The sequence below is a fragment of the Microbacterium sp. GXF6406 genome, assembly GCF_054798215.1.
Window position 1 is genome coordinate 43,042 of record NZ_JBSJZH010000010.1, and the last position, 26,388, is coordinate 69,429.

A 26,388-nucleotide genomic window follows, 5' to 3' on the forward strand; every position below is an offset into this window, starting at 1 on the left:
CGCTACGGCGCGAAGAAGGGTTGAGTTAGATGCCTCGTAAGGGTCCCGCCCCGAAGCGCCCCGTTGTCAACGACCCGGTATACGGCGCACCGATCGTCACCTCGCTGGTGAACAAGATCCTCGTCGACGGCAAGAAGTCGCTCGCCGAGTCGATCGTCTACGGCGCCCTCAAGGGTGTCGAGGAGAAGAGCGGCCAGGATGCCGTTGCAACCCTCAAGAAGGCGCTCGACAACGTGCGCCCCACGCTTGAGGTCCGCAGCCGTCGCGTCGGTGGTTCGACGTACCAGGTTCCGGTCGAGGTCAAGCCTCACCGTGCCAACACGCTCGCACTGCGCTGGCTCGTCAGCTACGCGAAGGGCCGTCGTGAGAAGACGATGACCGAGCGTCTGCGCAACGAGATCCTCGATGCGGCGAACGGCCTCGGTGCCGCCGTCAAGCGTCGTGAGGACACGCACAAGATGGCTGAGTCGAACCGCGCGTTCGCTCACTACCGCTGGTAATCAGCTCTGCTCGCCCCCGAAATCCACGGGGGCGAGCATCCCATTCTTCGCAGACTGACTGCTGCTAGACAGAAAAGGACACTCCCGTGGCACAAGACGTGCTCACGGACCTGAACAAGGTCCGCAACATCGGCATCATGGCGCACATCGATGCCGGCAAGACCACCACCACCGAGCGCATCCTGTTCTACACGGGTGTCAACCACAAGCTGGGCGAGACGCACGATGGTGGCGCGACCACTGACTGGATGGAGCAGGAGAAGGAGCGCGGCATCACGATCACGTCTGCCGCCGTGACCTGCTTCTGGAACAAGAACCAGATCAACATCATCGACACCCCCGGTCACGTGGACTTCACGGTCGAGGTGGAGCGCTCGCTCCGCGTCCTCGACGGTGCCGTCGCCGTCTTCGACGGCAAGGAGGGCGTCGAGCCCCAGTCCGAGACCGTGTGGCGTCAGGCCGACAAGTACAACGTTCCGCGCATCTGCTTCGTCAACAAGATGGACAAGCTCGGCGCCGACTTCTACTACACCGTCGACACCATCGTGAACCGCCTCGGCGCGAAGCCGTTGGTCCTCCAGCTGCCGATCGGTGCCGAGAGCGACTTCATCGGAGTCGTCGACCTCATCGAGATGCGCGCCCTCATCTGGGCCGGCGACTCGAAGGGCGACGTCACCATGGGCGCGTCCTACGAGGTTCAGGAGATCCCCGAGGACCTCAAGGAGAAGGCCGCGGAGTACCGCCAGGCGCTCCTGGAGACCGTCGCCGAGAGCGACGACGCACTCCTCGAGAAGTTCTTCGGCGGCGAGGAGCTCACGGTCGCGGAGATCAAGGGCGGCATCCGCAAGATGGTCGTCGCTTCGGAGATCTACCCCGTGCTCTGCGGATCGGCGTTCAAGAACCGCGGTGTTCAGCCGATGCTGGACGCCGTCGTCGATTACCTGCCGAACCCCCTCGACGTCGGCGCCATCGAGGCGCACGACCCGAAGGACTACGACACGATCATCAAGCGCAACCCGAGCGCCAGCGACCCGTTCGCCGCTCTCGCGTTCAAGGTGGCCGTGCACCCGTTCTTCGGTCGTCTGACCTACGTCCGCGTGTACTCGGGCTCGCTCGAGTCGGGCTCGCAGGTCATCAACTCGACCAAGGGCAAGAAGGAGCGCATCGGAAAGATCTTCCAGATGCACGCCAACAAGGAGAACCCGGTCGACGCGGTCACCGCGGGCAACATCTACGCCGTCATCGGTCTGAAGGACACCACCACCGGTGACACCCTGACCGACCCGGCCGCGCCCGTCGTCCTCGAGTCGATGACGTTCCCCGAGCCCGTCATCGAGGTGGCCATCGAGCCGAAGACCAAGGCCGACCAGGAGAAGCTGGGTGTCGCCATCCAGAAGCTCGCCGAAGAAGACCCGACCTTCCGTACGGAGCTCAACCCCGAGACCGGTCAGACGACCATCAAGGGCATGGGCGAGCTGCACCTCGACATCCTCGTCGACCGCATGAAGCGCGAGTTCAACGTCGAGGCGAACGTCGGAAAGCCCCAGGTGGCCTACCGCGAGACGATCAAGAAGGCCGTCGAAAAGCACGACTACACCCACAAGAAGCAGACGGGTGGATCGGGTCAGTTCGCGAAGATCCAGTTCAACATCGAGCCGCTCGAGGTCTCGGGCGACACGACGTACGAGTTCGAGAACGCTGTCACCGGTGGCCGCATCCCGCGCGAGTACATCGGTTCGATCGACGCCGGTTTCCAGGACGCGATGAACGTCGGCGTGCTCGCCGGCTACCCGATGGTGGGCGTCAAGGCGACCATCGTCGACGGTGCTGCTCACGACGTCGACTCCTCGGAGATGGCGTTCAAGATCGCCGGTTCCATGGGCTTCAAGGAGGCCGTGCGCCGCGCGAACCCCGTTCTGCTCGAGCCGCTCATGGCCGTCGAGGTCCGTACGCCCGAGGAGTACATGGGCGACGTCATCGGCGACCTGAACTCGCGTCGTGGCCAGATCCAGTCGATGGAAGACGCCCAGGGCGTCAAGGTCGTCCGGGCCTCTGTGCCGCTGTCGGAGATGTTCGGCTACATCGGCGACCTGCGTTCGAAGACCTCGGGTCGCGCGGTCTACTCGATGGAGTTCGACTCCTACGCGGAGGTCCCCAAGGCCGTCGCGGACGAGATCGTCCAGAAGACCAAGGGCGAGTAAGCCCTTCGCCCGGGCCGCCCCCTGAACCTGTCGACGGGGGCGGCCCGGACAACTCACAACTTCACAAAGCACTCTCTCTACTAAACTGAGAATCAAACCCCGTAGGGAACCGGTCACAATCCAGTGCCCGGCAATCGCTACACGAACGTCCTGAGGAGGACCCAGTGGCCAAGGCCAAGTTCGAGCGGACCAAGCCGCACGTCAACATCGGAACGATCGGTCACGTTGACCACGGCAAGACGACGCTGTCCGCAGCCATCTCCAAGGTGCTGGCTGACAAGTACCCGTCGGACACGAACGTCCAGCGTGACTTCACGACCATCGACTCCGCTCCTGAAGAGCGCCAGCGTGGCATCACGATCAACATCTCGCACATCGAGTACGAGACGCCCAAGCGTCACTACGCTCACGTCGACGCACCCGGCCACGCCGACTACGTCAAGAACATGATCACCGGTGCTGCTCAGATGGACGGTGCGATCCTCGTCGTCGCCGCCACCGACGGCCCGATGGCTCAGACGCGTGAGCACGTCCTGCTCGCCAAGCAGGTCGGCGTTCCGTACCTGATGGTCGCTCTGAACAAGTCCGACATGGTCGACGACGAGGAGATCCTGGAGCTCGTCGAGCTCGAGGTCCGCGAGCTGCTGTCGAGCCAGGGCTTCGACGGCGACAACGCTCCCGTCGTTCAGGTCTCGGCACTCAAGGCGCTCGAGGGCGACGAGAAGTGGACCGAGCGCATCGTCGAGCTCATGCAGGCCGCGGATGACAACATCCCCGACCCCGAGCGCGACCGCGACAAGCCCTTCCTCATGCCCGTCGAGGACGTCTTCACGATCACCGGTCGTGGAACGGTCGTCACGGGTCGCGCCGAGCGCGGCACCCTCGCGATCAACTCCGAGGTCGAGATCGTCGGCATCCGCGACACCCAGAAGACCACGGTCACGGGTATCGAGATGTTCCACAAGCAGCTCGACGAGGCATGGGCCGGCGAGAACTGTGGTCTGCTGCTCCGTGGCCTCAAGCGTGAGGACGTCGAGCGCGGCCAGGTCATCGTGAAGCCGGGTTCGGTTACGCCGCACACCAACTTCGAGGGCACGGCATACATCCTGTCCAAGGACGAGGGTGGCCGCCACAACCCGTTCTACACGAACTACCGCCCGCAGTTCTACTTCCGCACCACCGACGTCACCGGCGTCATCACGCTGCCCGAGGGCACCGAGATGGTCATGCCCGGCGACACCACCGACATGTCGGTCGAGCTGATCCAGCCGATCGCTATGGAAGAGGGCCTCGGCTTCGCCATCCGTGAGGGTGGACGCACCGTCGGCGCCGGTACGGTCACGAAGATCAACAAGTAAGTCTTTCTTACTCTTCACAGGGGTCGGGCCTTCGGGCTCGGCCCCTGTGTCGTTTTTCGACACTTCCCATCGTCCCTCGAGCCGGGCAGACTAGACCTGGCGCGTACCAGCTGCCGAATTCGCCATCTCAGAAGGGGACCCACCATGGGTATCGACGACATCGTCAACAAGGGCAAGGACCTGTTCGAGCAGAACAAGGACAAGATCGCGGATGCGGTCAAGAGCGATCAGGCCGAAGAAGTCAGCGACAAGGTTCTCGACGGTGTCGCCGACTTCGCGAAGAAGATCGCCCCTGGGGCTTCCGACAAGATCGACGACATCCGCGACGCCGCCGACAAGGCCGTCGGTAACGAGTAACTTCGGCTTCTCGAGGAGGTGTTGCCTGATGCATATCGGGCAACACCTTCTTTCATCAGAGATTGATCGGCTGCAGTCCTGTCAGCAGGAGGGACCGGACGGGGTGCACGGACGTCCGGCTCTGCTGTTGACTAGCGTGTCACCTGAGGGATCGAGTACGCTGATCGAGGTCGCCTGGGTAATGCGACCAGGTCAGCCGAAGGGGTTCGGCGGGCCAAGCAGCGCGAGGAGACTCGCGCATGAAACTGGGGAACGACATTGGGGACTCTCGAGCACTGCGCGCCTTTCGTGTGCCCGTGCCTCGACCTGCCCGCGCAGCGGCTCAGCCGCCGCGGCACCAACGAGGATCACGGCGCTTCTTCATGCGTTGATCCTCGTGCTCTTCGCACCCCCTCGTGCTGAGCACGTTCCCCGTGGCGGGGTGGAGCATGGGGATGCTTCCACCCCGCTTTCTCTCTCGGAAAAGACGCAGATCACGGCGCGACACGCCCGGGTTTGCATAACCGAAATCAGGCGTGGCAGAATAGATAAGTTCCACATTCCGGAGGTGCACTATGTGTTCTTCCCGGATCACTGCCAGGGCAGTGCATAGACGGTGCGCAAGCACAGGGTTCTAGGCCGCGGGCAGCAGAACAAAACAACAGCCTCCTCGTGAGGTTCTGCCGTGCGCGGAGACGTGTGCGGATTGACAGAAGAATAGTGGTGCCCGGCGCGAACAGCGCCACCGTGCGTCCAATGCCCCTGACTCACCCGGGTCAGGTCGGTACGACGCTTTAGAGAGATGAGCAGACAATGGCGGGACAGAAGATCCGCATTCGCCTGAAGTCGTATGACCACGAGGTCATCGACACGTCGGCACGTAAAATCGTCGACACCGTGACCCGTGCGGGCGCGACTGTCGTCGGCCCCGTGCCGCTTCCGACCGAGAAGAACGTCGTGTGCGTTATCCGGTCTCCCCACAAGTACAAGGACAGCCGTGAGCACTTCGAGATGCGCACGCACAAGCGTCTGATCGACATCGTCGACCCGACGCCGAAGGCCGTCGATTCGCTCATGCGTCTCGACCTTCCGGCTGACGTCAACATCGAGATCAAGCTGTAAGGGGTCTCGTCATGGTTGATATCAACGCAAAGATTTCCAAGGGCATGCTGGGCACCAAGCTCGGTATGACCCAGGTGTGGAACGCGGACGGCAAGCTCGTCCCCGTCACGGTCATCGAACTGGCACCGAACGTGGTCACTCAGATCCGCACCCCCGAGAAGGACGGCTACAACGCCGTTCAGATCGCGGCCGGTCAGATCGACCCGCGCAAGGTGAACAAGCCGCTCACGGCTCACTTCGAGGCTGCCGGCGTCACGCCGCGCCGTCACGTCACCGAGATCCGCACCGCGGATGCCGGCGACTACGCCCTGGGCCAGGAGCTCACGGTCGACGGCCTCTTCGAAGCAGGCCAGCTGGTCGACGTCGTCGGCACCAGCAAGGGCAAGGGCACCGCTGGTGTCATGAAGCGCCACAACTTCGGTGGTGCTTCGGCTTCGCACGGTGCACACCGCAACCACCGCAAGCCCGGTTCGATCGGCGCATCGTCGACCCCGAGCCGTGTCTTCAAGGGCATGCGCATGGCCGGCCGTATGGGTGGCGAGCGCGTGACCGTCCTCAACCTGACGGTGCACGGCATCGACGCCGAGAAGGGTCTGCTGCTCGTCAAGGGCGCCGTCCCCGGTGCTCGTGGCCGCGTCGTCTACGTCCGCAACGCAGTGAAGGGTGCCTGATCATGGCTGACTCGACTCTCGCGCTCGACGTCCTCAAGGCCGATGGCAAGAAGGCCGGCTCCATCGAGCTGCCCGCCTCGATCTTCGACGTCAAGACGAACATCCCGCTGATCCACCAGGTCGTCGTCGCACAGCTCGCTGCCGCACGCCAGGGCACTCACTCGACCAAGCGTCGCGGTGAGGTCTCCGGTGCCGGCCGCAAGCCCTTCAAGCAGAAGGGTACGGGTAACGCCCGTCAGGGCTCGATCCGTGCGCCGCACATGACCGGCGGTGGCATCGTCCACGGCCCGAAGCCGCGTGACTACTCGCAGCGCACTCCCAAGAAGATGATCGCGGCCGCCCTTCGTGGCGCGCTCAGCGACCGCTTCCGCGGCGAGCGTCTGCACGCCATCGAGTCGTTCGGCATCGACGGAGCACCTTCGACGAAGACCGCCGCGAAGTTCCTCGCGACCGTCGCCCCGTCGAAGAACGTCCTCGTCGTCACCGAGCGCAACGACGAGCTGACCAACAAGAGCATTCGCAACATCGCGAACCTCCACGTGATCAGCTTCGACCAGCTCAACGCCTACGACGTCGTCGTCTCCGACGACATCGTCTTCACCAAGGCCGCGCTCGAGAGCTTCATCGCCTCGAAGACCGGCGCAACCGAGGAGGTCTCGGCATGACCGAGCAGAACGGCGCCCTCCAGTCGGCGTTCAACAAGGACCCCCGCGACATCATCCTGAAGCCGGTTGTCTCTGAGAAGAGCTACTCGCTGATCGACGAAGGCAAGTACACCTTCCTCGTCGACCCGCGTGCTTCGAAGACCGAGATCAAGCTCGCCATCGAGAAGATCTTCGATGTCAAGGTCGCTGGCGTCAACACGATCAACCGCGTGGGCAAGGCCCGTCGCACCCGCTTCGGCACCGGTAAGCGCAAGGACACCAAGCGCGCCATCGTGAGCCTGAAGTCGGGCACCATCGACATCTTCACGGCAATCGGCTGATCCGGGGGATAAGGACAAAAATGGCTATTCGCAAGTACAAGCCCACGACCCCCGGTCGCCGCGGCTCGTCGGTGGCTGACTTCGCCGAGATCACTCGATCGACGCCTGAGAAGTCGCTGCTGCGCCCGCTGTCGAAGACCGGTGGCCGCAACAACCAGGGCCGCATCACGACCCGTCACATCGGTGGTGGCCACAAGCGCCAGTACCGCGTCATCGACTTCCGTCGCAATGACAAGGACGGCGTCAACGCCAAGGTCGCTCACATCGAGTACGACCCCAACCGCACCGCACGCATCGCGCTGCTGCACTACTTCGACGGCGAGAAGCGCTACATCATCGCGCCGAACAAGCTGAAGCAGGGCGACATCGTCGAGTCGGGTGCCGGCGCTGACATCAAGCCGGGCAACAACCTCCCGCTGAAGAACATCCCGACCGGTACGGTGATCCACGCGATCGAGCTCCGTCCCGGTGGCGGTGCGAAGATGGCTCGTTCGGCCGGTGCATCCGTGCGCCTCGTCGCCAAGGACGGCCCCTACGCGCAGCTTCGTCTGCCCTCGGGTGAGATCCGCAACGTCGATGCGCGCTGCCGCGCGACCATCGGCGAGGTCGGCAACGCCGAGCAGTCGAACATCAACTGGGGCAAGGCAGGCCGCAGCCGCTGGAAGGGCATCCGCCCGACCGTCCGCGGTGTCGCCATGAACCCGGTCGATCACCCGCACGGTGGTGGTGAAGGCAAGACTTCCGGTGGACGTCACCCGGTCTCCCCGTGGGGCCAGGCTGAGGGTCGCACCCGTCACGCCAACAAGGAAAGCGACAAGTACATCGTGCGTCGTCGTACCGCCGGCAAGAAGCGCAAGTAGGAGTAAGAGAAGATGCCTCGCAGTCTTAAGAAGGGCCCCTTCGTCGACGAGCACCTGCTTCGCAAGGTGATCGGCCAGAACGAAGCCGGCACGAAGAACGTCATCAAGACCTGGTCCCGCCGGTCCATGATCATCCCGGCCATGCTGGGTCACACGATCGCGGTCCACGACGGTCGCAAGCACATCCCCGTGTTTGTCTCCGAGACCATGGTCGGTCACAAGTTGGGCGAGTTCGCGCCCACCCGCACCTTCCGCGGCCACGAGAAGGACGACAAGAAGGGGCGGCGCCGCTAATGGTCGAATCGATCGCACGCGTGAAGCACATCCGCGTGACCCCGCAGAAGGCTCGTCGTGTCGTTGCGCTGATCAAGGGAAAGCAGGCCGAAGAGGCTCTCGCCATCCTGAAGTTCGCTGCGCAGTCCGCCAGCGAGCCGATCTACAAGCTTGTCGCGTCGGCCATGGCCAACGCGCAGGTGAAGGCAGACCGCGACGGAGAGTACCTCGACGCGTCCGACCTGTACGTGGCTAACGCCTACGTCGACGAGGGCACGACGCTCAAGCGTTTCCGCCCCCGTGCACAGGGTCGCGCTTTCCAGATCAAGAAGCGCACGAGCCACATCACGGTCGTGCTCTCGACGCCCGAGGTCTCTGCCGCGGCCGAAGGCGACAGCAAGAAGAAGGCGAGCAAGTAATGGGACAGAAGGTTAACCCGTACGGCTTCCGCCTCGGAATCACCACGGACCACGTGTCCCGTTGGTTCTCGGACTCGACGAAGCCGGGCCAGCGTTACGCAGATTACGTGGCCGAGGACGTCAAGATCCGCAACCTGCTGAAGACGCAGCTCGACCGTGCCGGTGTCTCGAACATTGAGATCGAGCGCACCCGTGACCGCGTCCGCGTCGACATCCACACCGCCCGTCCGGGCATCGTGATCGGTCGCCGTGGCGCCGAGGCCGAGCGCATCCGCGGCGACCTCGAGAAGCTCACCGGCAAGCAGATCCAGCTGAACATCCTCGAGGTCAAGAACCCCGAGGCTGACGCTCAGCTCGTCGCACAGGGCATCGCCGAGCAGCTCTCTGCTCGCGTGGCGTTCCGCCGTGCGATGCGCAAGGGCCTCCAGGGCGCGCAGCGCGCTGGTGCCAAGGGCATCCGCATCCAGGTCTCCGGCCGCCTCGGCGGCGCCGAGATGAGCCGTTCGGAGTTCTACCGCGAGGGTCGTGTGCCGCTGCACACGCTGCGCGCGAACATCGACTACGGCTTCTACGAGGCAAAGACCACCTTCGGCCGCATCGGTGTGAAGGTCTGGATCTACAAGGGTGACCTCACCGCCAAGGAGCTTGCTCGCGAGCAGGCCAACCAGAAGCCTTCGCGTGACCGCGGCGACCGTCGTCGTGCGCCCCGCAACGAGGCACCTGTTGCAGAAGGAGCGTCGGCATAATGCTCATCCCCCGCAAGGTCAAGTTCCGCAAGCAGCACCACCCCGGTCGTTCGGGGCAGGCTACCGGCGGCACGAAGGTCTCCTTCGGTGACTACGGAATCCAGGCCCTGACGCCTGCTTATGTGACCAACCGTCAGATCGAGGCAGCTCGTATCGCCATGACGCGTCACATCAAGCGCGGCGGAAAGGTGTGGATCAACATCTACCCCGACCGTCCGCTCACGAAGAAGCCGGCCGAAACCCGCATGGGTTCCGGTAAGGGTTCCCCCGAGTGGTGGGTCGCCAACGTCAAGCCGGGTCGCGTCCTCTTCGAGGTCGCAGGCGTGAGCGAGGAACTCGCTCGCGAAGCACTGACCCGAGCCATTCACAAGCTGCCGCTCAAGGCACGCATCATCAAGCGCGAGGAGGGCGACGCGTAATGGCGATCGGCACCAAGGAGCTCGCTCCGAGCGAGCTCGACACGTTCGAAGACCAGCGACTCGTCGAGGAGCTGCGCAAGGCCAAGGAGGAGCTGTTCAACCTCCGCTTCCAGTCGGCCACCGGCCAGCTGGACAGCCACGGCCGCATCCGCGCTGTGAAGCGCGACATCGCGCGCCTCTACACGGTCATCCGCGAGCGCGAGCTGGGCATCCGTGCGACGCCCGCTCCGGTCGAGGCATCGGCCAAGAAGGCGTCCAAGTCGAAGGCGAAGAAGACCGAGGATGCCTCGGCCGACGCCGAAGGGAAGGCTGAGTAATGGCCACCAAGAATGAAGCGGAAGCTTCCGTCTCGCACGACGTGCGCGACGAGAACGCTCGCGGATACCGCAAGACGCAGCGCGGCTACGTCGTCAGCGACAAGATGGACAAGACCATCGTCGTCGAGGTCGAGGACCGCGTGAAGCACCCGCTGTACGGCAAGGTCATCCGCCGTACGGAGAAGCGCAAGGTGCACGACGAGAACAACTCGGCGGGCATCGGCGACCTCGTCGTCATCACTGAGACTCGCCCGCTGAGCGCCACCAAGCGCTGGCGTCTGGTCGAGATCGTCGAGAAGGCCAAGTAAGCCCTCGGCTTACTGCAAGGAGTAATAGTGATTCAGCAGGAATCCCGCCTCAAGGTCGCCGACAACACCGGCGCGAAGGAGCTGCTCACGATCCGTGTTCTCGGTGGTTCGCGCCGCCGTTACGCCGGTCTGGGTGACACCATCGTCGCCACCGTCAAGGACGCGATCCCGGGTGGCAACGTCAAGAAGGGCGATGTGGTCAAGGCCGTCATCGTCCGCACCAAGAAGGAAGTCCGTCGTCCGGACGGCTCCTACATCAAGTTCGACGAGAACGCCGCCGTCATCCTGAAGAACGACGGGGAGCCCCGCGGCACCCGTATCTTCGGTCCGGTCGGTCGCGAGCTTCGTGACAAGAAGTTCATGAAGATCGTCTCGCTGGCGCCGGAGGTTATCTGATCATGGCGAAAATCAAGAAGGGTGACCTGGTTCAGGTCATCACCGGGCGCACCCAGGCCAAGGGCGGCGACCGTGGCAAGCAGGGCAAGGTCCTCGAGATCCTCGCCGAGCAGAACCGCGTCATCGTCGAAGGTGTGAACTACATCACCAAGCACACGCGCGTCGGCCAGACGCAGCGTGGCACGAAGACGGGTGGCATCGAGACTCTCGAAGCTCCCATCCACATCTCGAACGTCGCACTCGTCGACCCCGAGACCAAGAAGCCGACCCGTGTCGGCCACCGGGTCGAGGAGCAGACCAAGGACGGCGTCAAGCGCACCGTCCGTGTGCGTTACGCGAAGACGTCAGGTAAGGACCTCTGATGAGCACCGAGACTGCCGCGCCGGCTGGCAAGATCCAGCCGCGCCTGAAGCAGAAGTACAACAGCGAGATCAAGAAGGCGATGCAGGAGGAGTTCGGTTACGCGAACGTCATGCAGATCCCCGGTCTCGTGAAGGTCGTCGTCAACACCGGTGTCGGTGAAGCGGCTCGCGACAGCAAGGTCATCGAGGGGGCGGTCTCCGACCTCACGAAGATCACGGGTCAGAAGCCGATCGTCACCAAGGCCAAGAAATCCATCGCGCAGTTCAAGCTGCGTGAGGGCCAGGCCATCGGTGCGCACGTCACCCTCCGTGGAGACCGTGCGTGGGAGTTCATCGACCGTCTCGTGTCGCTGGCCCTGCCGCGTATCCGCGACTTCCGCGGCCTGTCGCCGAAGCAGTTCGACGGCAACGGCAACTACACCTTCGGTCTCCAGGAGCAGAGCGTGTTCCACGAGATCGATCAGGACAAGATCGACCGCGTTCGCGGCTTCGACATCACCGTCGTCACCTCGGCGAAGACGGATGACGAGGGTCGGGCACTGCTCCGTCACCTCGGCTTCCCGTTCACATCGACTGACGCAAAGGCGTAATCGTCTGACTCCGGCCGGACCGCACCTCGCGCTCGTCGAGGGGTGTGGTCCGGCCGGAGGCGCGATTGCGCTTACAATTGAAGATTGCTACTCATAGCAGGTCTCCTGTCGCGTAACGGCAGGAGAAACCTCGTGATCAAAGGAAAACAAATATGACGATGACAGACCCGGTCGCAGATATGCTGACCCGTCTGCGCAACGCGAACTCGGCACACCACGACTCCGTGACCCTGCCGTCGAGCAAGCTCAAGACCAACATCGCTGAGATCCTCAAGCAGGAGGGTTACATCTCCGGCTTCGAGGTCACCGACGCACGTGTCGGCCAGAACCTCACCCTCTCGCTGAAGTACGGCCCCAACCGTGAGCGTTCGATCGCGGGCATCAAGCGCGTCTCGAAGCCCGGTCTGCGCGTGTACGCACGTTCGACGGAGCTCCCCAAGGTCCTCGGCGGCCTCGGCGTGGCCATCCTGTCCACCTCCTCCGGTCTCCTCACTGACCGTCAGGCCGAGCAGAAGGGCGTGGGCGGAGAAGTTCTCGCCTACGTGTGGTAATTCGAAATGTCGCGTATCGGACGACTTCCCATCGAGATCCCCGCGGGTGTGACCATCACGGTCGACGGCCGTGAGGTCGCGGTGAAGGGCCCCAAGGGTGAGATCACCCTCAACGTGGCCAGCCCCATCGAGGTCGCGGTCGAGGACAACCAGGTGGTTGTCTCCCGTCCCGACGACGAGCGCGAGTCGCGGTCGCTCCACGGCCTGACCCGCACGCTCATCAACAACAACATCATCGGCGTCACCCAGGGCTACTCCAAGGGCCTTGAGGTCGTCGGCACCGGTTACCGCGTGCAGCAGAAGGGCAGCTCGGTCGAGTTCGCTCTCGGCTTCTCGCACCCGGTCGTCGTCGACGCACCCGCCGGCATCACCCTGACGGTCGAGGGCGCCAACAAGCTCACCGTCAGCGGTATCGACAAGCAGGCCGTCGGCGAGGCGGCTGCGAACATCCGCAAGATCCGCAAGCCTGAGCCGTACAAGGGTAAGGGTGTCCGCTACGCGGGCGAGGTCGTGCGTCGCAAGGCCGGAAAGGCTGGTAAGTAATCATGGCTGTGAAGTCGAAGTCCGACGCCCGCGCGCGTCGTCACGCCCGCCTTCGCAAGAAGATCGTGGGCACCGAGGCGCGTCCGCGCCTGGTCGTCAACCGTTCGGCCCGCCACGTCTTCGTCCAGCTGGTCGACGACAGCAAGGGCCACACCGTCGCGTCGGCATCCACGCTCGAGACTGAGCTGCGCTCGTTCGACGGTGACAAGACCGCCAAGGCCCGCAAGGTCGGCGAGCTCGTCGCCGAGCGTGCGAAGGCTGCCGGCATCTCCGAGGTCGTCTTCGACCGCGGTGGCAACCGCTACGCCGGTCGCGTGGCGGCCATCGCAGACGGCGCCCGTGAAGGAGGGCTGGCACTGTGAGTGACAACAAGGAGAACGAAGTGACCGAAACGGCTGCTGCCGCTCCCGAGACGGCCGCTGCCACCGAGGCAGCAGAGCCCGCCCGCGAGCAGCGCGAAGGCCGCCGCGGCGGCCGTGACCGCAACCAGGGCGGTCGTGACCGCAACTCGCGCGACCGCGGCGACAACCAGTTCCTCGAGCGTGTCGTCACCATCAACCGCGTCTCGAAGGTCGTGAAGGGCGGTCGTCGCTTCAGCTTCACCGCTCTCGTGGTCGTCGGTGACGGCAACGGTCTGGTCGGTGTCGGTTATGGCAAGGCTCGCGAAGTTCCTCTCGCCATCTCGAAGGGTGTCGAAGAGGCCAAGCGGAACTTCTTCCGTGTCCCGCGCGTCGGCACCACGGTTCCGCACCCGGTTCAGGGTGAGGCCGCTGCTGGTGTCGTCCTGCTTCGTCCGGCTGCCGCCGGTACCGGTGTTATCGCCGGTGGTCCCGTCCGCGCCGTCCTCGAGTGCGCCGGTGTCCACGATGTCCTCTCGAAGTCGCTGGGTTCGTCGAACACGATCAACATCGTGCACGCGACCGTCGAGGCTCTCAAGAGCCTCGAGGAGCCCCGCGCCGTTGCGGCCCGCCGTGGCCTCGAATACGACGCCGTCGTTCCGGAGATCATCATCCGCAACGAGGCCAAGGCCGCAGCAGCTGCTGCAGCGAAGGTAGGTGCCTGATGGCTGCCCGTCTGAAGGTGACCCAGATCAAGTCCAAGGTGAGCGAGAAGCAGAACCAGCGTGACACGCTGCGCAGCCTCGGTCTGAAGCGGATCGGCGACAGCACCGTCCGCCCCGACGACGCGCAGACGCGCGGTTACGTCAAGACCGTCGCACACCTCGTCAAGGTTGAGGAGATCGACTAATGGCTGAGAAGAACGACGCCGTCGAGGCCGAGAAGGCCCCGAAGAAGGCCGCAGCCAAGAAGCCGGCTGCGAAGAAGGCGGATGCTCCGGCATCGCGTCCCGGTGTGCTGAAGGTCCACCACCTGCGTCCCGTTCCGGGTGCCAACACGGCGAAGACCCGTGTCGGTCGTGGTGAGGGCTCGAAGGGTAAGACCGCCGGCCGCGGTACCAAGGGCACCAAGGCCCGCAACACCGTGCGTCTCGGCTTCGAGGGTGGGCAGATGCCTCTGCACATGCGCACCCCGAAGCTGCGCGGGTTCAAGAACCCGTTCCGCGTCGAGTACCAGGTCGTAAACCTGGAGAAGCTCGCCGAGCTCTACCCCCAGGGTGGGGACGTCACCGTCGGCGACCTGGTCGCCAAGGGCGCGGTTCGCAAGAACGAGAAGGTCAAGGTTCTTGGCAACGGCGACATCGCCGTGAAGCTCAACGTCTCGGTCGACAAGGTCTCGGGTTCTGCCGAGCAGAAGATCGTGGCGGCGGGCGGATCCGTCAAGTAACCACTTCAGAGAGGGGTCGGAGCAATCCGGCCCCTCTTCTGGGTTACTCTGGTCTTTCCGGCCGTCCTCAGTTGTACGGCAACCTTTCCTGGAGGCACGCCCTTGTTTAGCGCTATCGCGCGGATCTTCCGCACGCCCGACCTGCGTAGGAAGATCGGTTTCACCCTGGCGATCATCGCCATCTACCGACTCGGCTCCCACGTCCCCGCTCCGTTCGTGCATTTCCCGAACGTCGAGGAGTGCCTGCGCATGAACGCGGGTACGGAGGGCCTTCTGAGCTTGGTCAACCTCTTCTCCGGCGGTGCGCTGCTGCAACTGTCGATCTTCGCGCTGGGCGTCATGCCCTACATCACCGCGACGATCATCACGCAGCTCCTGCGCGTCGTCATCCCTCACTTCGAAGCGCTGCACAAGGAGGGCCAGGCCGGTCAGGCCAAGCTCACCCAGTACACGCGCTACCTCACCATCGCGCTTGCGCTGCTGCAGTCGACGACCCTGGTGACGGTGGCCCGCAGCGGTCAGCTCTTCGGCGCCACGGACATCGCGGCCTGTCAGCAGCTGCTGACCAATGACGTGTGGTGGGCGCAGCTGCTCATCATCATCGCGATGACGGCCGGAACCGGTCTGATCATGTGGTTCGCCGAGCTCGTGACCGAGCGCGGCATCGGCAACGGCATGTCGCTGCTGATCTTCACCTCGATCGCCGCGACGTTCCCGGCAGCTATGTGGGCGATCTTCGAGTCCAACGGCTTCGAGACATTCCTTCTCGTTCTCGCCATCGGCGTGATCGTGACCGGCCTCGTCGTCTTCGTCGAGCAGTCGCAGCGTCGCGTTCCTGTGCAGTACGCGAAGCGCATGGTCGGTCGCCGCACCTACGGCGGTACGAACACGTACATCCCCATCAAGGTGAACATGGCGGGCGTGATCCCGATCATCTTCGCGTCGTCACTGCTGTACATCCCGATGCTCATCGCTCAGTTCAACACTCCGCAGGACGGCACGGAGCCGGCCGCATGGGTCGTCTGGGTCTCGCAGTACTTCACGACGGGCGACCACCCGCTGTACATGGCCGTCTACTTCCTGCTCATCATCGGCTTCACGTACTTCTACGTGGCGATCACCTTCAACCCTGTAGAGGTCGCCGACAACATGAAGAAGTACGGCGGATTCATCCCCGGCATCCGCGCCGGGCGTCCCACTGCCGAGTACCTCGACTTCGTGCTGACCCGCATCACGTTCCCGGGGTCCATCTACCTGGGTCTGATCGCGCTCATCCCGCTGATCGCCCTGGCAACCGTCAACGCGAACCAGAACTTCCCGTTCGGCGGTGCCTCGATCCTCATCATCGTCGGCGTCGGTCTGGAGACGGTCAAGCAGATCGATGCTCAGCTCCAGCAGCGCCATTACGAAGGGCTCCTCCGTTGACAGCATCCGCTCGACTTCTGATCGTCGGCCCCCAGGGCTCCGGCAAGGGCACGCAGGGCGTGCGTGTCGCCGAGGCGTACGGCATTCCCGTCGTCTCGACCGGTGACATCTTCCGCGCCAACATCAAGGGCGGCACCGACCTCGGCCGTCAGGTCACCGAGATCATGGATCGCGGCGACCTGGTGCCCGACGAATTGACCGGCGAGATCGTGCGCGACCGCCTGTCGCAGGACGATGCCGCTGACGGTTTCCTCCTCGACGGCTACCCGCGCAACGCGGCCCAGGTCGGTCACCTCGATGAGTTTCTCGCCGCTCGGGGCGAAGCGCTCGACGCGGTCATCTTCCTCGACGTTCCGCGCGCTGAGAGCATCGCCCGTATTTCGGTGCGCGCTCAGGAGCAAGGACGCTCGGATGACACCGAGGAGGCGATCGCGAAGCGCCTCGACATCTACGAGAACGAGACCGCCCCGATCCTCGCGGTGTACGGCGAGCGCGGCATTGTCGACACCATCGACGGTGTCGGGTCCCTCGACGAGATCTTCACCCGTATCACCGCGGCGCTGAGTGCTCGCGGTCTGGTTGCGACGGTCTGACGTTCCACGTCTCTCGGACCCGGCACGTTCGCGTGCCGGGTCCGATGCGTTTTCTTCCCACCCTCATTTGTGAAAGCTGTTGAACATGTTCCGCAAGTCGATCTACAAGACGCCGGCTCAGCTGCGCTCGATGGTTGAGCCAGGCCTCATCACGGCGGCATCGCTGGATGCCGCGGCGGCGCTCATGCGCCCCGGAGTCACGACCGCCGAGATTGATGCGGCTGCGAACGCCGCGATCGTCGCTCGAGGAGCGGAGTCGAACTTCCAGATGGTGCGCGGTTACCGTCACACGACGTGCATCTCGGTCAATGACCAGGTCGTGCACGGCATCCCCGGGGATAGGGTGCTCGCAGCGGGAGACATCGTCTCGGTCGACAGTGGCGCGCAGTTCCAGGGCTGGAACGGCGACAGCGCCCGCACCTTCATCATCCCGGGCGAGGCGGATGCCGATGTCGTCGACGCGCGCACGCGGTTGTCCGACGTGACGGAGGGCTCCCTGTGGGCGGGAATCGCGGCCATGGCCTCCGCCCGTCACCTCGGCGATATCGGTGCTGCGATCCAGGGGTACCTGGAAGACAACGCCCCGGGCGAGGGGCGCGATTGGGGCATCCTGCGTGAATACGTCGGGCACGGCATCGGGCGCAAGATGCACGAGGCTCCGAGCCTGTTCAACTACCGCACCCCCGATCGTGGAGCCGAGGTCAAGCCGGGCCTCGTCCTCGCGATCGAGCCCATGGTGACCGCGGGCTCTGAGGACACGTTCGTCGAGGATGACGACTGGACCGTCTCGACGGTCGATGGCTCGGACGGCTCCCACTGGGAGCACAGCGTCGCGCTGCACGCGGGCGGCATCTGGGTGCTCACCGCCGAAGACGGGGGAGCGGCCGGGCTCGCGCCGTACGGCATCACACCCACCCCGGTCGCCTGATCTTCGCCATCGAAGGCCCTGAATCGATTGCGCTGCTCACAACGCGCGCATAGGAATTTCAGGCAGGATCTACCCGAATCGATGCACTCGCATCGAGGTCTTGTCCCCGGACTCGCATCCGCTCGAGTCAGAGAGAACGGAATGTCATGGCTGCTGCCGCCAAGAGCAACACCAACTGGTTCGCCGTCGGAATCTCGATCGCGGTCGTCGTCGTCCTCGCCGGACTCGCGACGCTCGTCGTGGTCATGAACAACCAGGCGACGGCTCCGGGGGTTGCGCCGCAGAGCGCACTCGTCAACGAAGAGACCGGCGCGATCAGCTTCGGATCCGGCGACACCGAGATCGACACGTTCGTCGATTTCATGTGCCCCATCTGCGGCACGTTCGAAGACACCTACGGCGAGTCCCTGCAGAGCGCTGCGGCCAACGACGAGATCACGCTGAACCTGCACCCGATCTCGATCCTCGACCGCTTCTCGCAGAACACCGAGTTCTCGACGCGCGCTGCGGCCTCGGTCTACTGCGTCGCCGCTGAGTCGCCGGATTCCACGCTTGACTACTTCAACCTGCTGTTCGACAACCAGCCGGCCGAGAACACGACCGGTCTAACGGACGATGAGCTGTCCGCTCTCGCCGAGCAGGTTGGTGCGGGGGATGCCGCCAGCTGCATCGCGGACGGCACCTACATGCGCTACATCGCCTCCCAGACGCGCACGCACGACATCGCGGGAACGCCGACCGTCGAGATCGATGGCGAGCGTCTGGACAACGCCGACATCGGAACGCGTTTCGCCGAGATCCTCGGCTGAGTCTCGCGACGCGGACGCAAGCGGGTCGTTCCCTTCGGAGCGGCCCGCTTTTGCGTCGAGTTGCCGGATGGTCCATCGCCGGATAAGATAGAGCGTTGGTGCCTTGTGCCCGGACTCGGCGTGTCCATCCGGAGCGGGCGTCACGAATCATCCATCCACCGCAGATCGACCGGTCTGCAGAAGCGTCAGCGAGGCTATGGCTAAGAAAGACGGTGTCATCGAGATCGAGGGCGTCATTTCGGAGGCGTTGCCCAATGCGATGTTCCGCGTTGAGCTCACCAACGGACACAAGGTCCTGGCGACGATCTCTGGAAAGATGCGGCAGAACTACATCCGCATCATTCCCGAGGACCGCGTGGTCGTGGAGCTCAGCCCCTACGACCTGACCCGCGGCCGTATCGTCTACCGTTACCGCTGATCGGTCGAGAAGTAACACCCCAGGCGATTCCGCCTGTCCGGTGAAGACAGCGAACAGGAAACACTATGAAGGTCAACCCCAGCGTCAAGCCCATCTGCGATCACTGCAAGGTGATCCGCCGTCACGGCCGCGTCATGGTGATCTGCAAGAGCAACCCGCGCCACAAGCAGCGCCAGGGCTGATACCTCTTCAGGTACGACTTACAACTGAATACGACACTGCAGGGTTAAGAAGCTACAACGAAGCCGACACCTCGGGACAGAGGCCCGGGTCCATATCCTGCCCCACACCTCTACTCATTCCAGGAGAACCGCATGGCACGTCTTGCCGGCGTTGACATCCCGCGCGACAAGCGCGTGGTGATCGCCCTCACTTACATTTACGGCGTTGGCCGTACCCGCTCGGTCGAGATCCTCAAGGCCACCGAGATCGACGAGTCGATCCGCGTGAAGGACCTCACCGACGACCAGCTCGTCGCCCTGCGCGACTACATCGAAGGCAACTACAAGGTGGAGGGTGACCTGCGCCGCGAGGTCGCCGCAGACATCCGCCGCAAGGTCGAGATCGGCTCCTACGAGGGCATCCGCCACCGTCGTGGCCTGCCCGTCCGTGGTCAGCGCACCAAGACCAACGCGCGCACCCGCAAGGGCCCGAAGCGCACCGTCGCCGGCAAGAAGAAGGCCCGCTAAGCAGCGGCCAAGGGATTAGGAGAAGAATTTCATGGCTGCACCCAAGGCCGCCGCGCGCAAGCCGCGCCGCAAGGAAAAGAAGAACATCGCGCTGGGCCAGGCCCACATCAAGTCGACGTTCAACAACACCATCGTTTCGATCACCGACCCGTCCGGCGCTGTCATCAGCTGGGCATCGTCGGGTGGCGTGGGCTTCAAGGGCTCGCGCAAGTCGACCCCGTACGCCGCTGGTATGGCTGCCGAGTCGGCCGCCCGCCAGGCTCAGGAGCACGGTGTCAAGAAGGTCGACGTCTTCGTGAAGGGTCCGGGCTCCGGCCGCGAGACCGCGATCCGCTCGCTCACGGCCGCAGGCCTCGAGGTGGGTTCGATCCAGGACGTCACGCCGCAGGCGCACAACGGTTGCCGCCCGCCGAAGCGTCGCCGCGTCTGATTTCGGTTGCTGGAGTCGTCCGCCCTCCGGGGCGGACGACTTTCCGCCCGTTTCACGGGCGCCCTTCCACAACGCAAGACCTCACCAACCACATGTCATATAGCGGGCATGTGATCGAAAGGAACACAAAGTGCTCATTGCACAGCGTCCCACACTGACCGAGGAAAAGATCGCCGAGAACCGTAGCCGGTTCATCGTCGAACCGCTCGAGCCCGGCTTCGGCTACACCATCGGTAACGCGCTGCGTCGCAGCCTGCTCTCGTCGATCCCCGGCGCTGCTGTCACCAGCATCCGACTCGACGGTGTGCTGCACGAGTTCAGCACGATCCCCGGGGTCAAGGAGGATGTCACTGAGATCATCCTCAACATCAAGCAGCTCGTCGTGTCGAGCGAGCGCGATGAGCCGATCACGGCTTACCTGCGCAAGACCGGTGCCGGTGAAGTGACCGCGGCAGACATCTCGGCTCCGGCCGGTGTCGAGGTCCACAACCCCGACCTGGTCATCGCGACGCTCAACGAGTCCGCGAAGTTCGAGCTGGAGCTCACCATCGAGCGTGGCCGTGGCTACGTCTCGGCGACCCAGAACCGCAACGAGTACGCAGAGGCCGGCCAGATCCCGGTCGACTCGATCTACTCGCCGGTTCTCAAGGTCAGCTACCGCGTCGAGGCGACGCGTGCCGGTGAGCGCACCGACTTCGACAAGCTGATCCTCGACGTCGAGACGAAGAACAGCATCGCCGCCCGCGATGCCGTCGCTTCGGCCGCGAAGACCCTGATCGAGCTTTTCGGTCTGGCCCGCGACCTGAACGTCGAGGCCGAGGGCATCGAGGTCGGCCCCGCGCCGGTCGAGCCTGTCCTCTCCAGCGAGCTGTCCATGCCCATCGAGGACCTGGATCTCTCGGTTCGCTCCTACAACTGCCTCAAGCGCGAGGGCATCAACACGGTGTCCGAGCTCGTGGCGCTGTCGGAGACGCAGCTGATGAACATCCGCAACTTCGGCCAGAAGTCGGTCGACGAGGTGCGCGACAAGCTCATCTCGCTCGGTCTGTCGCTCAAGGATTCGGTGCCCGGTTTCGACGGCGCCCACTTCTACGGCGCAGGCGAAGACGAGTCCTTCTGACCTTCCCGAAATTCTGACCAGGAGTTAGACCAATATGCCTAAGCCCACCAAGGGTCCCCGCCTCGGAGGCGGCCCCGCACACGAGCGTCTGCTGCTTGCCAACCTGGCTGCTGCTCTCTACACGCACAAGTCGATCAAGACGACCGAGACGAAGGCAAAGCGCCTGCGTCCGCTCGCCGAGCGACTGATCACCTTCGCCAAGCGCGGCGACCTGCACGCACGCCGTCGCGTGCTGTCGATCATCGGTGACAAGGAAGTCGTTCACACGCTCTTCACCGAGATCGCTCCGCTGGTCGCTGACCGTGAGGGCGGCTACACCCGCATCACGAAGGTCGGCAACCGCAAGGGTGACAACGCGCCCATGGCCGTGATCGAGCTCGTCCTCGAGCCCGTCACGCCGAAGGCGAAGAAGGCCGCCAAGGCTGCTCCGAAGGCCGAGAAGGCCGTCGAGGAGGCTCCCGTCGAGGACGCCGCCGTTGACGCCGGTGCCGAGTCGCAGGAAGAGGGTGCAGCTGCTGAGGCTGCAGCCGAAGCTGCTGTCGAGGCTCCCGCCGAGGAGAAGTCCGAGTAATTCTCGTACTCCGTACGAAACCCGCCGCCCCTCGGGGCGGCGGGTTTCGTCGTTTTTCAGGTCGGCGGCGCTGACGGGATAGTCTGAACGGATGCTGAGGCTGCTGCGTACATGATGACCGAATCGACCCGCCCTGCACGCACTCCGCGCGCCTACGCCGCGTTCGTCGGAATCGGTCTGCTCGCCGGTGTTCTCTCCGGGCTCTTCGGCGTCGGCGGAGGCACCGTGATCATGCCGATGCTGGTCCTGCTGCTGGCATTCGACCAGCGTCTGGCCGCTGGTACGTCGCTCGCGGCGATCGTGCCGACCGCGAGCGTCGGCGTGATCTCCTATGCGCTGCACGGATCGGTCGCGTGGATCCCCGCTGCGATCCTCGCCGCGGGTGCGGTGGTCGGCGCTCAGATCGGCACGCGTCTGCTGCCGCGCATCTCGCAGACCGCGTTGCGCTGGTGCTTCGTCGGCTTCCTCGTCGTGGTGATCGTCACGCTTTTCGTCGTGATCCCCTCTCGGTCGGCGGTATTCGAGCTCGGTCTCCTCAACGGCGTTCTGCTCGCTCTGGTGGGTGTGGGCACCGGTATTCTGGCGGGGCTCATCGGCGTCGGCGGGGGAGTGATCGTCGTCCCCGTGCTTATGCTCGCCTTCGGCACGAGCGATCTCGAGGCGAAGGGCACGTCTCTGCTCATGATGATTCCGACGGCGATCTCCGGAACCATCGGCAACCTGCGCAACAAGAACGTCGATCTGGTCGCCGCCGGGGTAATCGGGGTGTCGGCGTGCACGACGACGGCGCTCGGCGCCTGGCTGGCGACGTTGATCGATCCGCTGCTGGGCAACGTCCTGTTCGCCGCGTATCTCGTCGTGATCGCGGTGCAGATGGCGTTGAAGGCGATCCGCGGGCGTCGTCGCTGACGTCGTGGACGCGGCCGGAGGGCTTCCCTCGATAGACTCGTCGGGTGCCTGTGAACAATGATCTGGTCGGCCGGGAGTTCCCGCCGACGCCGCCGTACCTGGTCGGTCGCGAGAAGGTGCGCGAGTTCGCCCGTGCCGTCTTCGCCGACGCTCCGCTGCACACCGATGTGGAGGCTGCCCGTGCGCTGGGCCACGCCGATGTCGTGGCGCCGCCGACGTTCGCGATGGTCATCCAGGACCTCACTCTGCAACAGCTGCTCGGTGAGCCTGACTCGGGCATCGAGCTGGCCCGTACGATTCACGCCGAGCAGCGTTTCGCGTATTCGAGGCCGATCGTCGCGGGTGATGAGCTCACCGCGAAGCTCTCGGTGACGGGCATCCGGATGATGGCGGGGAACGCGATGATCACGAGCGAGGCGGCGATCACCGGTGCAGCGGGCGAGCATGTCGTGACGGCGACGAGCGTGCTGCTGGTCGGTTCCGAGGAGGATTCCGCATGACGTATTCCGTGGGCGATGTGATCGCCGAGCGCACCGTGCACCTGAGCCGCGAGTCTCTGGTGCGTTACGCCGGGGCTTCCGGCGACTTCAATCCCATCCACTACCGCGATGACGTCGCTGCAGCCGTCGGCCTGCCGGGCGTGCTCGCGCACGGCATGCTCACGATGGGAATCGCTTCCTCCGTCGTCGTGGCCGCCCTGGGCGATGCGTCGAAGATCACGGACTACGGCGTGCGCTTCACTCGCCCCGTCGTCGTCGATCCCGAGACGGGCGCCGATGTGTCGGTGATCGCGAAGGTCGGTGCGGTCGATGACGAGTCGGTTCGGATCGATCTCACGGTGAAGGCCGCTGAGACGACCGTGCTCGTCAAGGCCCAGTTGCGCGTCGCGCGCTGAGAGGACGGACATGGCAGAGATCGTGCCGATTCCGCTGGCCGAGCTGACGACGCTGCGTACGGGCGCGGCACCCGAGCGGATGCTGGATGCCACGACTGCAGACGAGCTCGTCGCCGCGCTGCGCGAGACGTGGGCGCGCCACGACGACTGGTTCGTGCTGGGCGGCGGCTCGAACCTCTTCGTCGGCGATGAGCCGTTCGAGGGGACGGTCATCCGGGTGCTCACGGCGGGGATCGAGCGGCTGGACTCTCCGCATGAGGGCCGGGCTCGGTTGCGTGTACAGGCGGGTCACAATTGGGATGCGCTGGTCGCCTACGCGGTCGAGAACGGGCTGGCGGGCATTGAGGCGATGAGCGGGATCCCCGGAACGGTCGGGGCCGCGCCCGTTCAGAACGTCGGCGCCTATGGTCAGGAGATCCAGGAGACGCTCGTCGAGGTCGAGCTGATCGACGAGGCGACGGGCGAGGTCTCGACGGTCTCGGCCGAGGAGCTCGGCCTCGGGTTCCGCACATCGGTGCTCAAGCACCACTACGGCGGCGTGCCGATCCGTCGCGCGGTGATCCTGTCGGTCACGCTCGATCTGGCAGAGGTCGGCGGCGAAGGACGCCAGGTGCGCGGCGAGCAGCTGCGTCGTGCGCTCGGTCTCACGGGCGACGAACGGATCGCGCTGGCGGCCCTGCGCGAGCAGATCCTCCGTATCCGGGCTTCCAAGGGCATGTTGCTGAACCCGGACGACCCCGATACGACGAGCGCCGGCAGCTTCTTCCAGAACATCATCATTCCCGAGAAGACGGCGGCGCAGCTGCCGGCCGAGTGCCCGCGGTGGCCGGTGACTCCCGATCTGGATGCCGTCACGGTGATTCCGCTCGGCGCCTACGACGGGTACATCCCGCAGGCGTCGGTGGCCCGTGCCGAGGTGAAGGTCAGCGCTGCGTGGCTGATCGAGAACGCCGGAATCAAGAAGGGCTTCCGCCTGCCGCGTTCGCGCGCGGGGCTGTCGACCAAGCATGCTCTGGCGCTGACCAACCGAGGCGGGGCGAGCGGTGAAGAGCTCGCGGAGCTCGCCCGGTTCGTGCAGGCGCGGGTGCACTCGGAGTTCGGTCTGCTGCTGCAGCCGGAGCCGGTTCTCGTCGGCGTCGAGCTCTGAGAGGAGACGGATGAGCGCGCTCGTCCCGTACCTTTCTTTCCCGGGCAATGCCGAAGAGGCCCTGAGGTTCTACCGGGATGTGTTCGGCGGCGAGCTGGAGCTGCACACCTACGCGCAGTTCGGCCGGGCTGACGGACCGGGCGACGCGATCGCCCACGGTGTTCTACGGGGGCCGGTGCTGCTCTTCGCCGCGGATGCCGCGGGCGACGAGGACGCGGTGCACATCGTCGGCGCGAGCTTCTCACTCCTCGGCACAGCGGACCCCGTGGTCCTCGGTGGATGGTTCGACGAGCTCGCCCGCGAGGGCCGCGTCGTCGAGCCGCTGGGTAAGCGGCCGTGGGGCGATGGCGACGGACAAGTGCTCGACCGTTACGGCATCCGCTGGCTCATCGGCCACGGTCGCTGACCGCGGAAGTTCCTCGGCACCCGCTGCATGCATCGATCCCCCGTCCGATCCGCAGGGATCGGACGGGGATCGGCGCCGTTTCGCCAGCGGTGAAGGTCAGATGGCGAAGAGCTTCTGCAGGCGCTGGATGCCCTCGAGCAGCTGGTCGTCGCCGAGGGCGTACGACAGGCGCAGGTATCCGGACGGGCCGAACGCCTCACCGGGGACCACGGCGACCTCTGCCTTCTCGAGGATGAGGTCGGCGAGCTCGAGTGTCGTGGTCGGGGTGACGCCGTGCCACTCGCGGTTCAGCAGGCCGCGCACGTCGGGGTAGACGTAGAACGCGCCGAGCGGGTTCGGAACGTGCACGCCGTCGATCTTCGACAGCTCCGAAACGATGAGGCGGCGACGGCGGTCGAACGCCTCGCGGAACTGCTCGGCCTCGGTCTGCGGGCCGTTGAGCGCTGCGATCGCCGCCTTCTGGGCGATGTTGTTCACGTTGCTCGACAGGTGCGACTGCAGGTTGGCGGCGACCTTGATGGCATCCGCGGGGCCGACCATCCAGCCGACGCGCCATCCGGTCATGGCATAGGTCTTCGCGACGCCGTTGACGAGGATCGTCTGTTCGGCGAGCGCGGGAACGGCCTCGACGATCGACGTCGCCTTGACGCCCTCGTAGGTGAGGTTCTGGTAGATCTCGTCGGAGATGACCCAGATGCCGTGCTCGAGCGCCCACTCGCCGATGGCGCGGGTCTCCTCGAGCGTGTAGACCGATCCGGTCGGGTTCGACGGTGAGACGAAGACGAGCACGGTGGTGCGCTCGGTGCGGGCGGCCTCGAGCTGGGCGACGGTGACCTTGTACTCCTGGTCGGCCCCGGCGAAGACCTCGACCGGCACGCCGTCGGCGAGCTGGATCGCCTCGGGGTAGGTGGTCCAGTACGGCGCGGGCAGCAGCACCTCGTCGCCGGGGTTCACCACCGCCTGGAACGCCTGGTAGACGGCCTGCTTGCCGCCGTTGGTCACGATGACCTGCGACGGCGAGACCTCGAGACCGGAGTCGCGCAGCGTCTTGGCCGCGATCGCCTCGCGCAGCGCAGGCAGACCTGCGGCGGGCGTGTAACGGTAGCTCGACGGATCCGCGAGCGCCTCGGCCGCGGCATCCACGATGAACTGCGGCGACGAGAAGTCGGGCTCGCCGGCGGCATACGAGATGACGGGCTTGCCCTCGGCCTTCAGAGCCTTGGCCTTGGCATCGACCTTGAGGGTCGCCGACTCGGCGATGGCGGACAGCTTGCGGGAGAGAGGAGCGCGTTCGGTCACATCTCAGA

General features: G+C 64.9%; 40 protein-coding genes. 39 read left to right on the forward strand and 1 reads right to left on the reverse strand.

What is annotated here, in order from left to right:
• Positions 1 to 29 precede the first annotated feature (29 nt).
• The 39 genes from rpsG to ACWAUG_RS07850 all read left to right on the forward strand — a co-directional run bounded on the left by rpsG (position 30) and on the right by ACWAUG_RS07850 (position 25,081).
• Positions 30 to 500 carry a 30S ribosomal protein S7 gene (rpsG, locus tag ACWAUG_RS07660; RefSeq protein ID WP_298039655.1) on the forward strand — a complete coding sequence of 157 codons (471 nt, stop codon included), beginning with the start codon at positions 30 to 32 and terminating at the stop codon, positions 498 to 500.
• A gap of 86 nt (positions 501 to 586) precedes the next feature.
• Positions 587 to 2,701, forward strand: coding sequence for an elongation factor G (gene fusA / locus ACWAUG_RS07665; RefSeq protein WP_298039652.1), 2,115 nt, complete (start codon positions 587 to 589; stop codon positions 2,699 to 2,701).
• A 164-nt stretch (positions 2,702 to 2,865) separates the two neighbouring features.
• Positions 2,866 to 4,059, forward strand: a complete 1,194-nt coding sequence (gene tuf / locus ACWAUG_RS07670) for an elongation factor Tu (protein ID WP_460802062.1) — start codon at positions 2,866 to 2,868, stop codon at positions 4,057 to 4,059.
• 144 nt (positions 4,060 to 4,203) lie between these two features.
• Complete coding sequence (locus ACWAUG_RS07675) at positions 4,204 to 4,416, forward strand: hypothetical protein (RefSeq protein WP_460802063.1); 213 nt, start codon at positions 4,204 to 4,206, stop codon at positions 4,414 to 4,416.
• Between the two features lie 792 nt (positions 4,417 to 5,208).
• Positions 5,209 to 5,517 (forward strand): 30S ribosomal protein S10, encoded by a 309-nt coding sequence (rpsJ, locus tag ACWAUG_RS07680; protein ID WP_017201594.1) that lies wholly within the window; start codon positions 5,209 to 5,211, stop codon positions 5,515 to 5,517.
• Between the two features lie 11 nt (positions 5,518 to 5,528).
• Positions 5,529 to 6,188, forward strand: coding sequence for a 50S ribosomal protein L3 (gene rplC / locus ACWAUG_RS07685; protein ID WP_460802064.1), 660 nt, complete (start codon positions 5,529 to 5,531; stop codon positions 6,186 to 6,188).
• A 2-nt stretch (positions 6,189 to 6,190) separates the two neighbouring features.
• Positions 6,191 to 6,853, forward strand: a complete 663-nt coding sequence (rplD, locus tag ACWAUG_RS07690) for a 50S ribosomal protein L4 (RefSeq protein WP_460802065.1) — start codon at positions 6,191 to 6,193, stop codon at positions 6,851 to 6,853.
• Complete coding sequence (rplW, locus tag ACWAUG_RS07695; RefSeq protein ID WP_460802066.1) at positions 6,850 to 7,173, forward strand: 50S ribosomal protein L23; 324 nt, start codon at positions 6,850 to 6,852, stop codon at positions 7,171 to 7,173. Before rplD ends, rplW begins: the two co-directional genes overlap by 4 nt.
• A gap of 20 nt (positions 7,174 to 7,193) precedes the next feature.
• A complete protein-coding gene (gene rplB / locus ACWAUG_RS07700) occupies positions 7,194 to 8,033 on the forward strand; it encodes a 50S ribosomal protein L2 (protein ID WP_460802067.1) in 840 nt (279 codons plus the stop codon).
• A gap of 12 nt (positions 8,034 to 8,045) precedes the next feature.
• On the forward strand, positions 8,046 to 8,327 hold the full coding sequence (rpsS, locus tag ACWAUG_RS07705; RefSeq protein WP_045249922.1) for a 30S ribosomal protein S19: 282 nt from the start codon (positions 8,046 to 8,048) through the stop codon (positions 8,325 to 8,327).
• Positions 8,327 to 8,725 (forward strand): 50S ribosomal protein L22, encoded by a 399-nt coding sequence (gene rplV / locus ACWAUG_RS07710; RefSeq protein ID WP_460802068.1) that lies wholly within the window; start codon positions 8,327 to 8,329, stop codon positions 8,723 to 8,725. The genes rpsS and rplV overlap by 1 nt, the downstream gene beginning before the upstream one ends.
• Positions 8,725 to 9,471, forward strand: a complete 747-nt coding sequence (gene rpsC, locus ACWAUG_RS07715) for a 30S ribosomal protein S3 (protein ID WP_460802069.1) — start codon at positions 8,725 to 8,727, stop codon at positions 9,469 to 9,471. The genes rplV and rpsC overlap by 1 nt, the downstream gene beginning before the upstream one ends.
• Positions 9,471 to 9,890: a 50S ribosomal protein L16 gene (gene rplP, locus ACWAUG_RS07720; RefSeq protein ID WP_460802070.1), complete on the forward strand. Its 420-nt coding sequence runs from the start codon at positions 9,471 to 9,473 to the stop codon at positions 9,888 to 9,890. Before rpsC ends, rplP begins: the two co-directional genes overlap by 1 nt.
• Positions 9,890 to 10,207 carry a 50S ribosomal protein L29 gene (gene rpmC, locus ACWAUG_RS07725; RefSeq protein WP_460802071.1) on the forward strand — a complete coding sequence of 106 codons (318 nt, stop codon included), beginning with the start codon at positions 9,890 to 9,892 and terminating at the stop codon, positions 10,205 to 10,207. Before rplP ends, rpmC begins: the two co-directional genes overlap by 1 nt.
• Entirely contained in the window at positions 10,207 to 10,515 is a 309-nt protein-coding gene (rpsQ, locus tag ACWAUG_RS07730; RefSeq protein ID WP_460802072.1) for a 30S ribosomal protein S17, read from the forward strand. Before rpmC ends, rpsQ begins: the two co-directional genes overlap by 1 nt.
• Before the next feature lie 27 nt (positions 10,516 to 10,542).
• Positions 10,543 to 10,911 carry a 50S ribosomal protein L14 gene (rplN, locus tag ACWAUG_RS07735; protein ID WP_102191664.1) on the forward strand — a complete coding sequence of 123 codons (369 nt, stop codon included), beginning with the start codon at positions 10,543 to 10,545 and terminating at the stop codon, positions 10,909 to 10,911.
• Between the two features lie 2 nt (positions 10,912 to 10,913).
• A complete protein-coding gene (rplX, locus tag ACWAUG_RS07740) occupies positions 10,914 to 11,273 on the forward strand; it encodes a 50S ribosomal protein L24 (RefSeq protein WP_460802073.1) in 360 nt (119 codons plus the stop codon).
• Complete coding sequence (gene rplE, locus ACWAUG_RS07745; RefSeq protein WP_460802074.1) at positions 11,273 to 11,863, forward strand: 50S ribosomal protein L5; 591 nt, start codon at positions 11,273 to 11,275, stop codon at positions 11,861 to 11,863. Before rplX ends, rplE begins: the two co-directional genes overlap by 1 nt.
• Before the next feature lie 152 nt (positions 11,864 to 12,015).
• A complete protein-coding gene (gene rpsH / locus ACWAUG_RS07750) occupies positions 12,016 to 12,414 on the forward strand; it encodes a 30S ribosomal protein S8 (RefSeq protein WP_460802075.1) in 399 nt (132 codons plus the stop codon).
• Between the two features lie 6 nt (positions 12,415 to 12,420).
• Positions 12,421 to 12,957, forward strand: a complete 537-nt coding sequence (gene rplF, locus ACWAUG_RS07755; protein ID WP_460802076.1) for a 50S ribosomal protein L6 — start codon at positions 12,421 to 12,423, stop codon at positions 12,955 to 12,957.
• 2 nt (positions 12,958 to 12,959) lie between these two features.
• A complete protein-coding gene (gene rplR, locus ACWAUG_RS07760; RefSeq protein ID WP_460802077.1) occupies positions 12,960 to 13,319 on the forward strand; it encodes a 50S ribosomal protein L18 in 360 nt (119 codons plus the stop codon).
• Positions 13,316 to 14,020, forward strand: a complete 705-nt coding sequence (gene rpsE, locus ACWAUG_RS07765) for a 30S ribosomal protein S5 (protein ID WP_460802078.1) — start codon at positions 13,316 to 13,318, stop codon at positions 14,018 to 14,020. The genes rplR and rpsE overlap by 4 nt, the downstream gene beginning before the upstream one ends.
• Positions 14,020 to 14,205, forward strand: a complete 186-nt coding sequence (gene rpmD, locus ACWAUG_RS07770) for a 50S ribosomal protein L30 (RefSeq protein ID WP_067121122.1) — start codon at positions 14,020 to 14,022, stop codon at positions 14,203 to 14,205. The genes rpsE and rpmD overlap by 1 nt, the downstream gene beginning before the upstream one ends.
• Positions 14,205 to 14,741, forward strand: a complete 537-nt coding sequence (gene rplO, locus ACWAUG_RS07775) for a 50S ribosomal protein L15 (protein ID WP_460802079.1) — start codon at positions 14,205 to 14,207, stop codon at positions 14,739 to 14,741. Before rpmD ends, rplO begins: the two co-directional genes overlap by 1 nt.
• A 102-nt stretch (positions 14,742 to 14,843) precedes the next feature.
• Positions 14,844 to 16,166, forward strand: a complete 1,323-nt coding sequence (gene secY, locus ACWAUG_RS07780) for a preprotein translocase subunit SecY (protein ID WP_460802080.1) — start codon at positions 14,844 to 14,846, stop codon at positions 16,164 to 16,166.
• A complete protein-coding gene (locus tag ACWAUG_RS07785) occupies positions 16,163 to 16,759 on the forward strand; it encodes an adenylate kinase (RefSeq protein ID WP_460802081.1) in 597 nt (198 codons plus the stop codon). Before secY ends, ACWAUG_RS07785 begins: the two co-directional genes overlap by 4 nt.
• Before the next feature lie 85 nt (positions 16,760 to 16,844).
• Positions 16,845 to 17,687, forward strand: coding sequence for a type I methionyl aminopeptidase (gene map, locus ACWAUG_RS07790; protein ID WP_460802082.1), 843 nt, complete (start codon positions 16,845 to 16,847; stop codon positions 17,685 to 17,687).
• A gap of 146 nt (positions 17,688 to 17,833) precedes the next feature.
• Positions 17,834 to 18,496 carry a DsbA family protein gene (locus ACWAUG_RS07795; RefSeq protein WP_460802083.1) on the forward strand — a complete coding sequence of 221 codons (663 nt, stop codon included), beginning with the start codon at positions 17,834 to 17,836 and terminating at the stop codon, positions 18,494 to 18,496.
• A gap of 196 nt (positions 18,497 to 18,692) precedes the next feature.
• Positions 18,693 to 18,914: a translation initiation factor IF-1 gene (gene infA / locus ACWAUG_RS07800; RefSeq protein ID WP_028496510.1), complete on the forward strand. Its 222-nt coding sequence runs from the start codon at positions 18,693 to 18,695 to the stop codon at positions 18,912 to 18,914.
• 65 nt (positions 18,915 to 18,979) lie between these two features.
• Positions 18,980 to 19,096 (forward strand): 50S ribosomal protein L36, encoded by a 117-nt coding sequence (rpmJ, locus tag ACWAUG_RS07805; RefSeq protein ID WP_005050492.1) that lies wholly within the window; start codon positions 18,980 to 18,982, stop codon positions 19,094 to 19,096.
• 132 nt (positions 19,097 to 19,228) lie between these two features.
• Positions 19,229 to 19,603, forward strand: a complete 375-nt coding sequence (gene rpsM / locus ACWAUG_RS07810) for a 30S ribosomal protein S13 (RefSeq protein WP_196384186.1) — start codon at positions 19,229 to 19,231, stop codon at positions 19,601 to 19,603.
• 31 nt (positions 19,604 to 19,634) lie between these two features.
• Positions 19,635 to 20,033, forward strand: coding sequence for a 30S ribosomal protein S11 (rpsK, locus tag ACWAUG_RS07815; protein ID WP_033106075.1), 399 nt, complete (start codon positions 19,635 to 19,637; stop codon positions 20,031 to 20,033).
• Positions 20,034 to 20,163: 130 nt separating this feature from the next.
• Positions 20,164 to 21,153 carry a DNA-directed RNA polymerase subunit alpha gene (locus ACWAUG_RS07820; RefSeq protein WP_298040201.1) on the forward strand — a complete coding sequence of 330 codons (990 nt, stop codon included), beginning with the start codon at positions 20,164 to 20,166 and terminating at the stop codon, positions 21,151 to 21,153.
• A 34-nt stretch (positions 21,154 to 21,187) separates the two neighbouring features.
• Positions 21,188 to 21,724 carry a 50S ribosomal protein L17 gene (gene rplQ / locus ACWAUG_RS07825; protein ID WP_298040203.1) on the forward strand — a complete coding sequence of 179 codons (537 nt, stop codon included), beginning with the start codon at positions 21,188 to 21,190 and terminating at the stop codon, positions 21,722 to 21,724.
• A gap of 114 nt (positions 21,725 to 21,838) precedes the next feature.
• Positions 21,839 to 22,633 (forward strand): sulfite exporter TauE/SafE family protein, encoded by a 795-nt coding sequence (locus tag ACWAUG_RS07830; RefSeq protein ID WP_460802084.1) that lies wholly within the window; start codon positions 21,839 to 21,841, stop codon positions 22,631 to 22,633.
• A 44-nt stretch (positions 22,634 to 22,677) separates the two neighbouring features.
• The gene (locus tag ACWAUG_RS07835; RefSeq protein WP_460802085.1) at positions 22,678 to 23,133 is read left to right on the forward strand and encodes an FAS1-like dehydratase domain-containing protein; all 456 of its coding nucleotides are present in this window, start codon (positions 22,678 to 22,680) and stop codon (positions 23,131 to 23,133) included.
• Positions 23,130 to 23,528: a MaoC/PaaZ C-terminal domain-containing protein gene (locus ACWAUG_RS07840; RefSeq protein ID WP_460802086.1), complete on the forward strand. Its 399-nt coding sequence runs from the start codon at positions 23,130 to 23,132 to the stop codon at positions 23,526 to 23,528. Before ACWAUG_RS07835 ends, ACWAUG_RS07840 begins: the two co-directional genes overlap by 4 nt.
• Before the next feature lie 10 nt (positions 23,529 to 23,538).
• On the forward strand, positions 23,539 to 24,675 hold the full coding sequence (locus ACWAUG_RS07845) for a UDP-N-acetylmuramate dehydrogenase (protein WP_460802087.1): 1,137 nt from the start codon (positions 23,539 to 23,541) through the stop codon (positions 24,673 to 24,675).
• 10 nt (positions 24,676 to 24,685) lie between these two features.
• On the forward strand, positions 24,686 to 25,081 hold the full coding sequence (locus ACWAUG_RS07850) for a VOC family protein (protein ID WP_298040212.1): 396 nt from the start codon (positions 24,686 to 24,688) through the stop codon (positions 25,079 to 25,081).
• Positions 25,082 to 25,177: 96 nt separating this feature from the next.
• On the opposite strand, the gene ACWAUG_RS07855 is transcribed toward ACWAUG_RS07850, so the two are convergent.
• Positions 25,178 to 26,380, reverse strand: coding sequence for a pyridoxal phosphate-dependent aminotransferase (locus ACWAUG_RS07855; protein ID WP_460802088.1), 1,203 nt, complete (start codon positions 26,378 to 26,380; stop codon positions 25,178 to 25,180).
• Between the last annotated feature and the right edge of the window lie 8 nt (positions 26,381 to 26,388).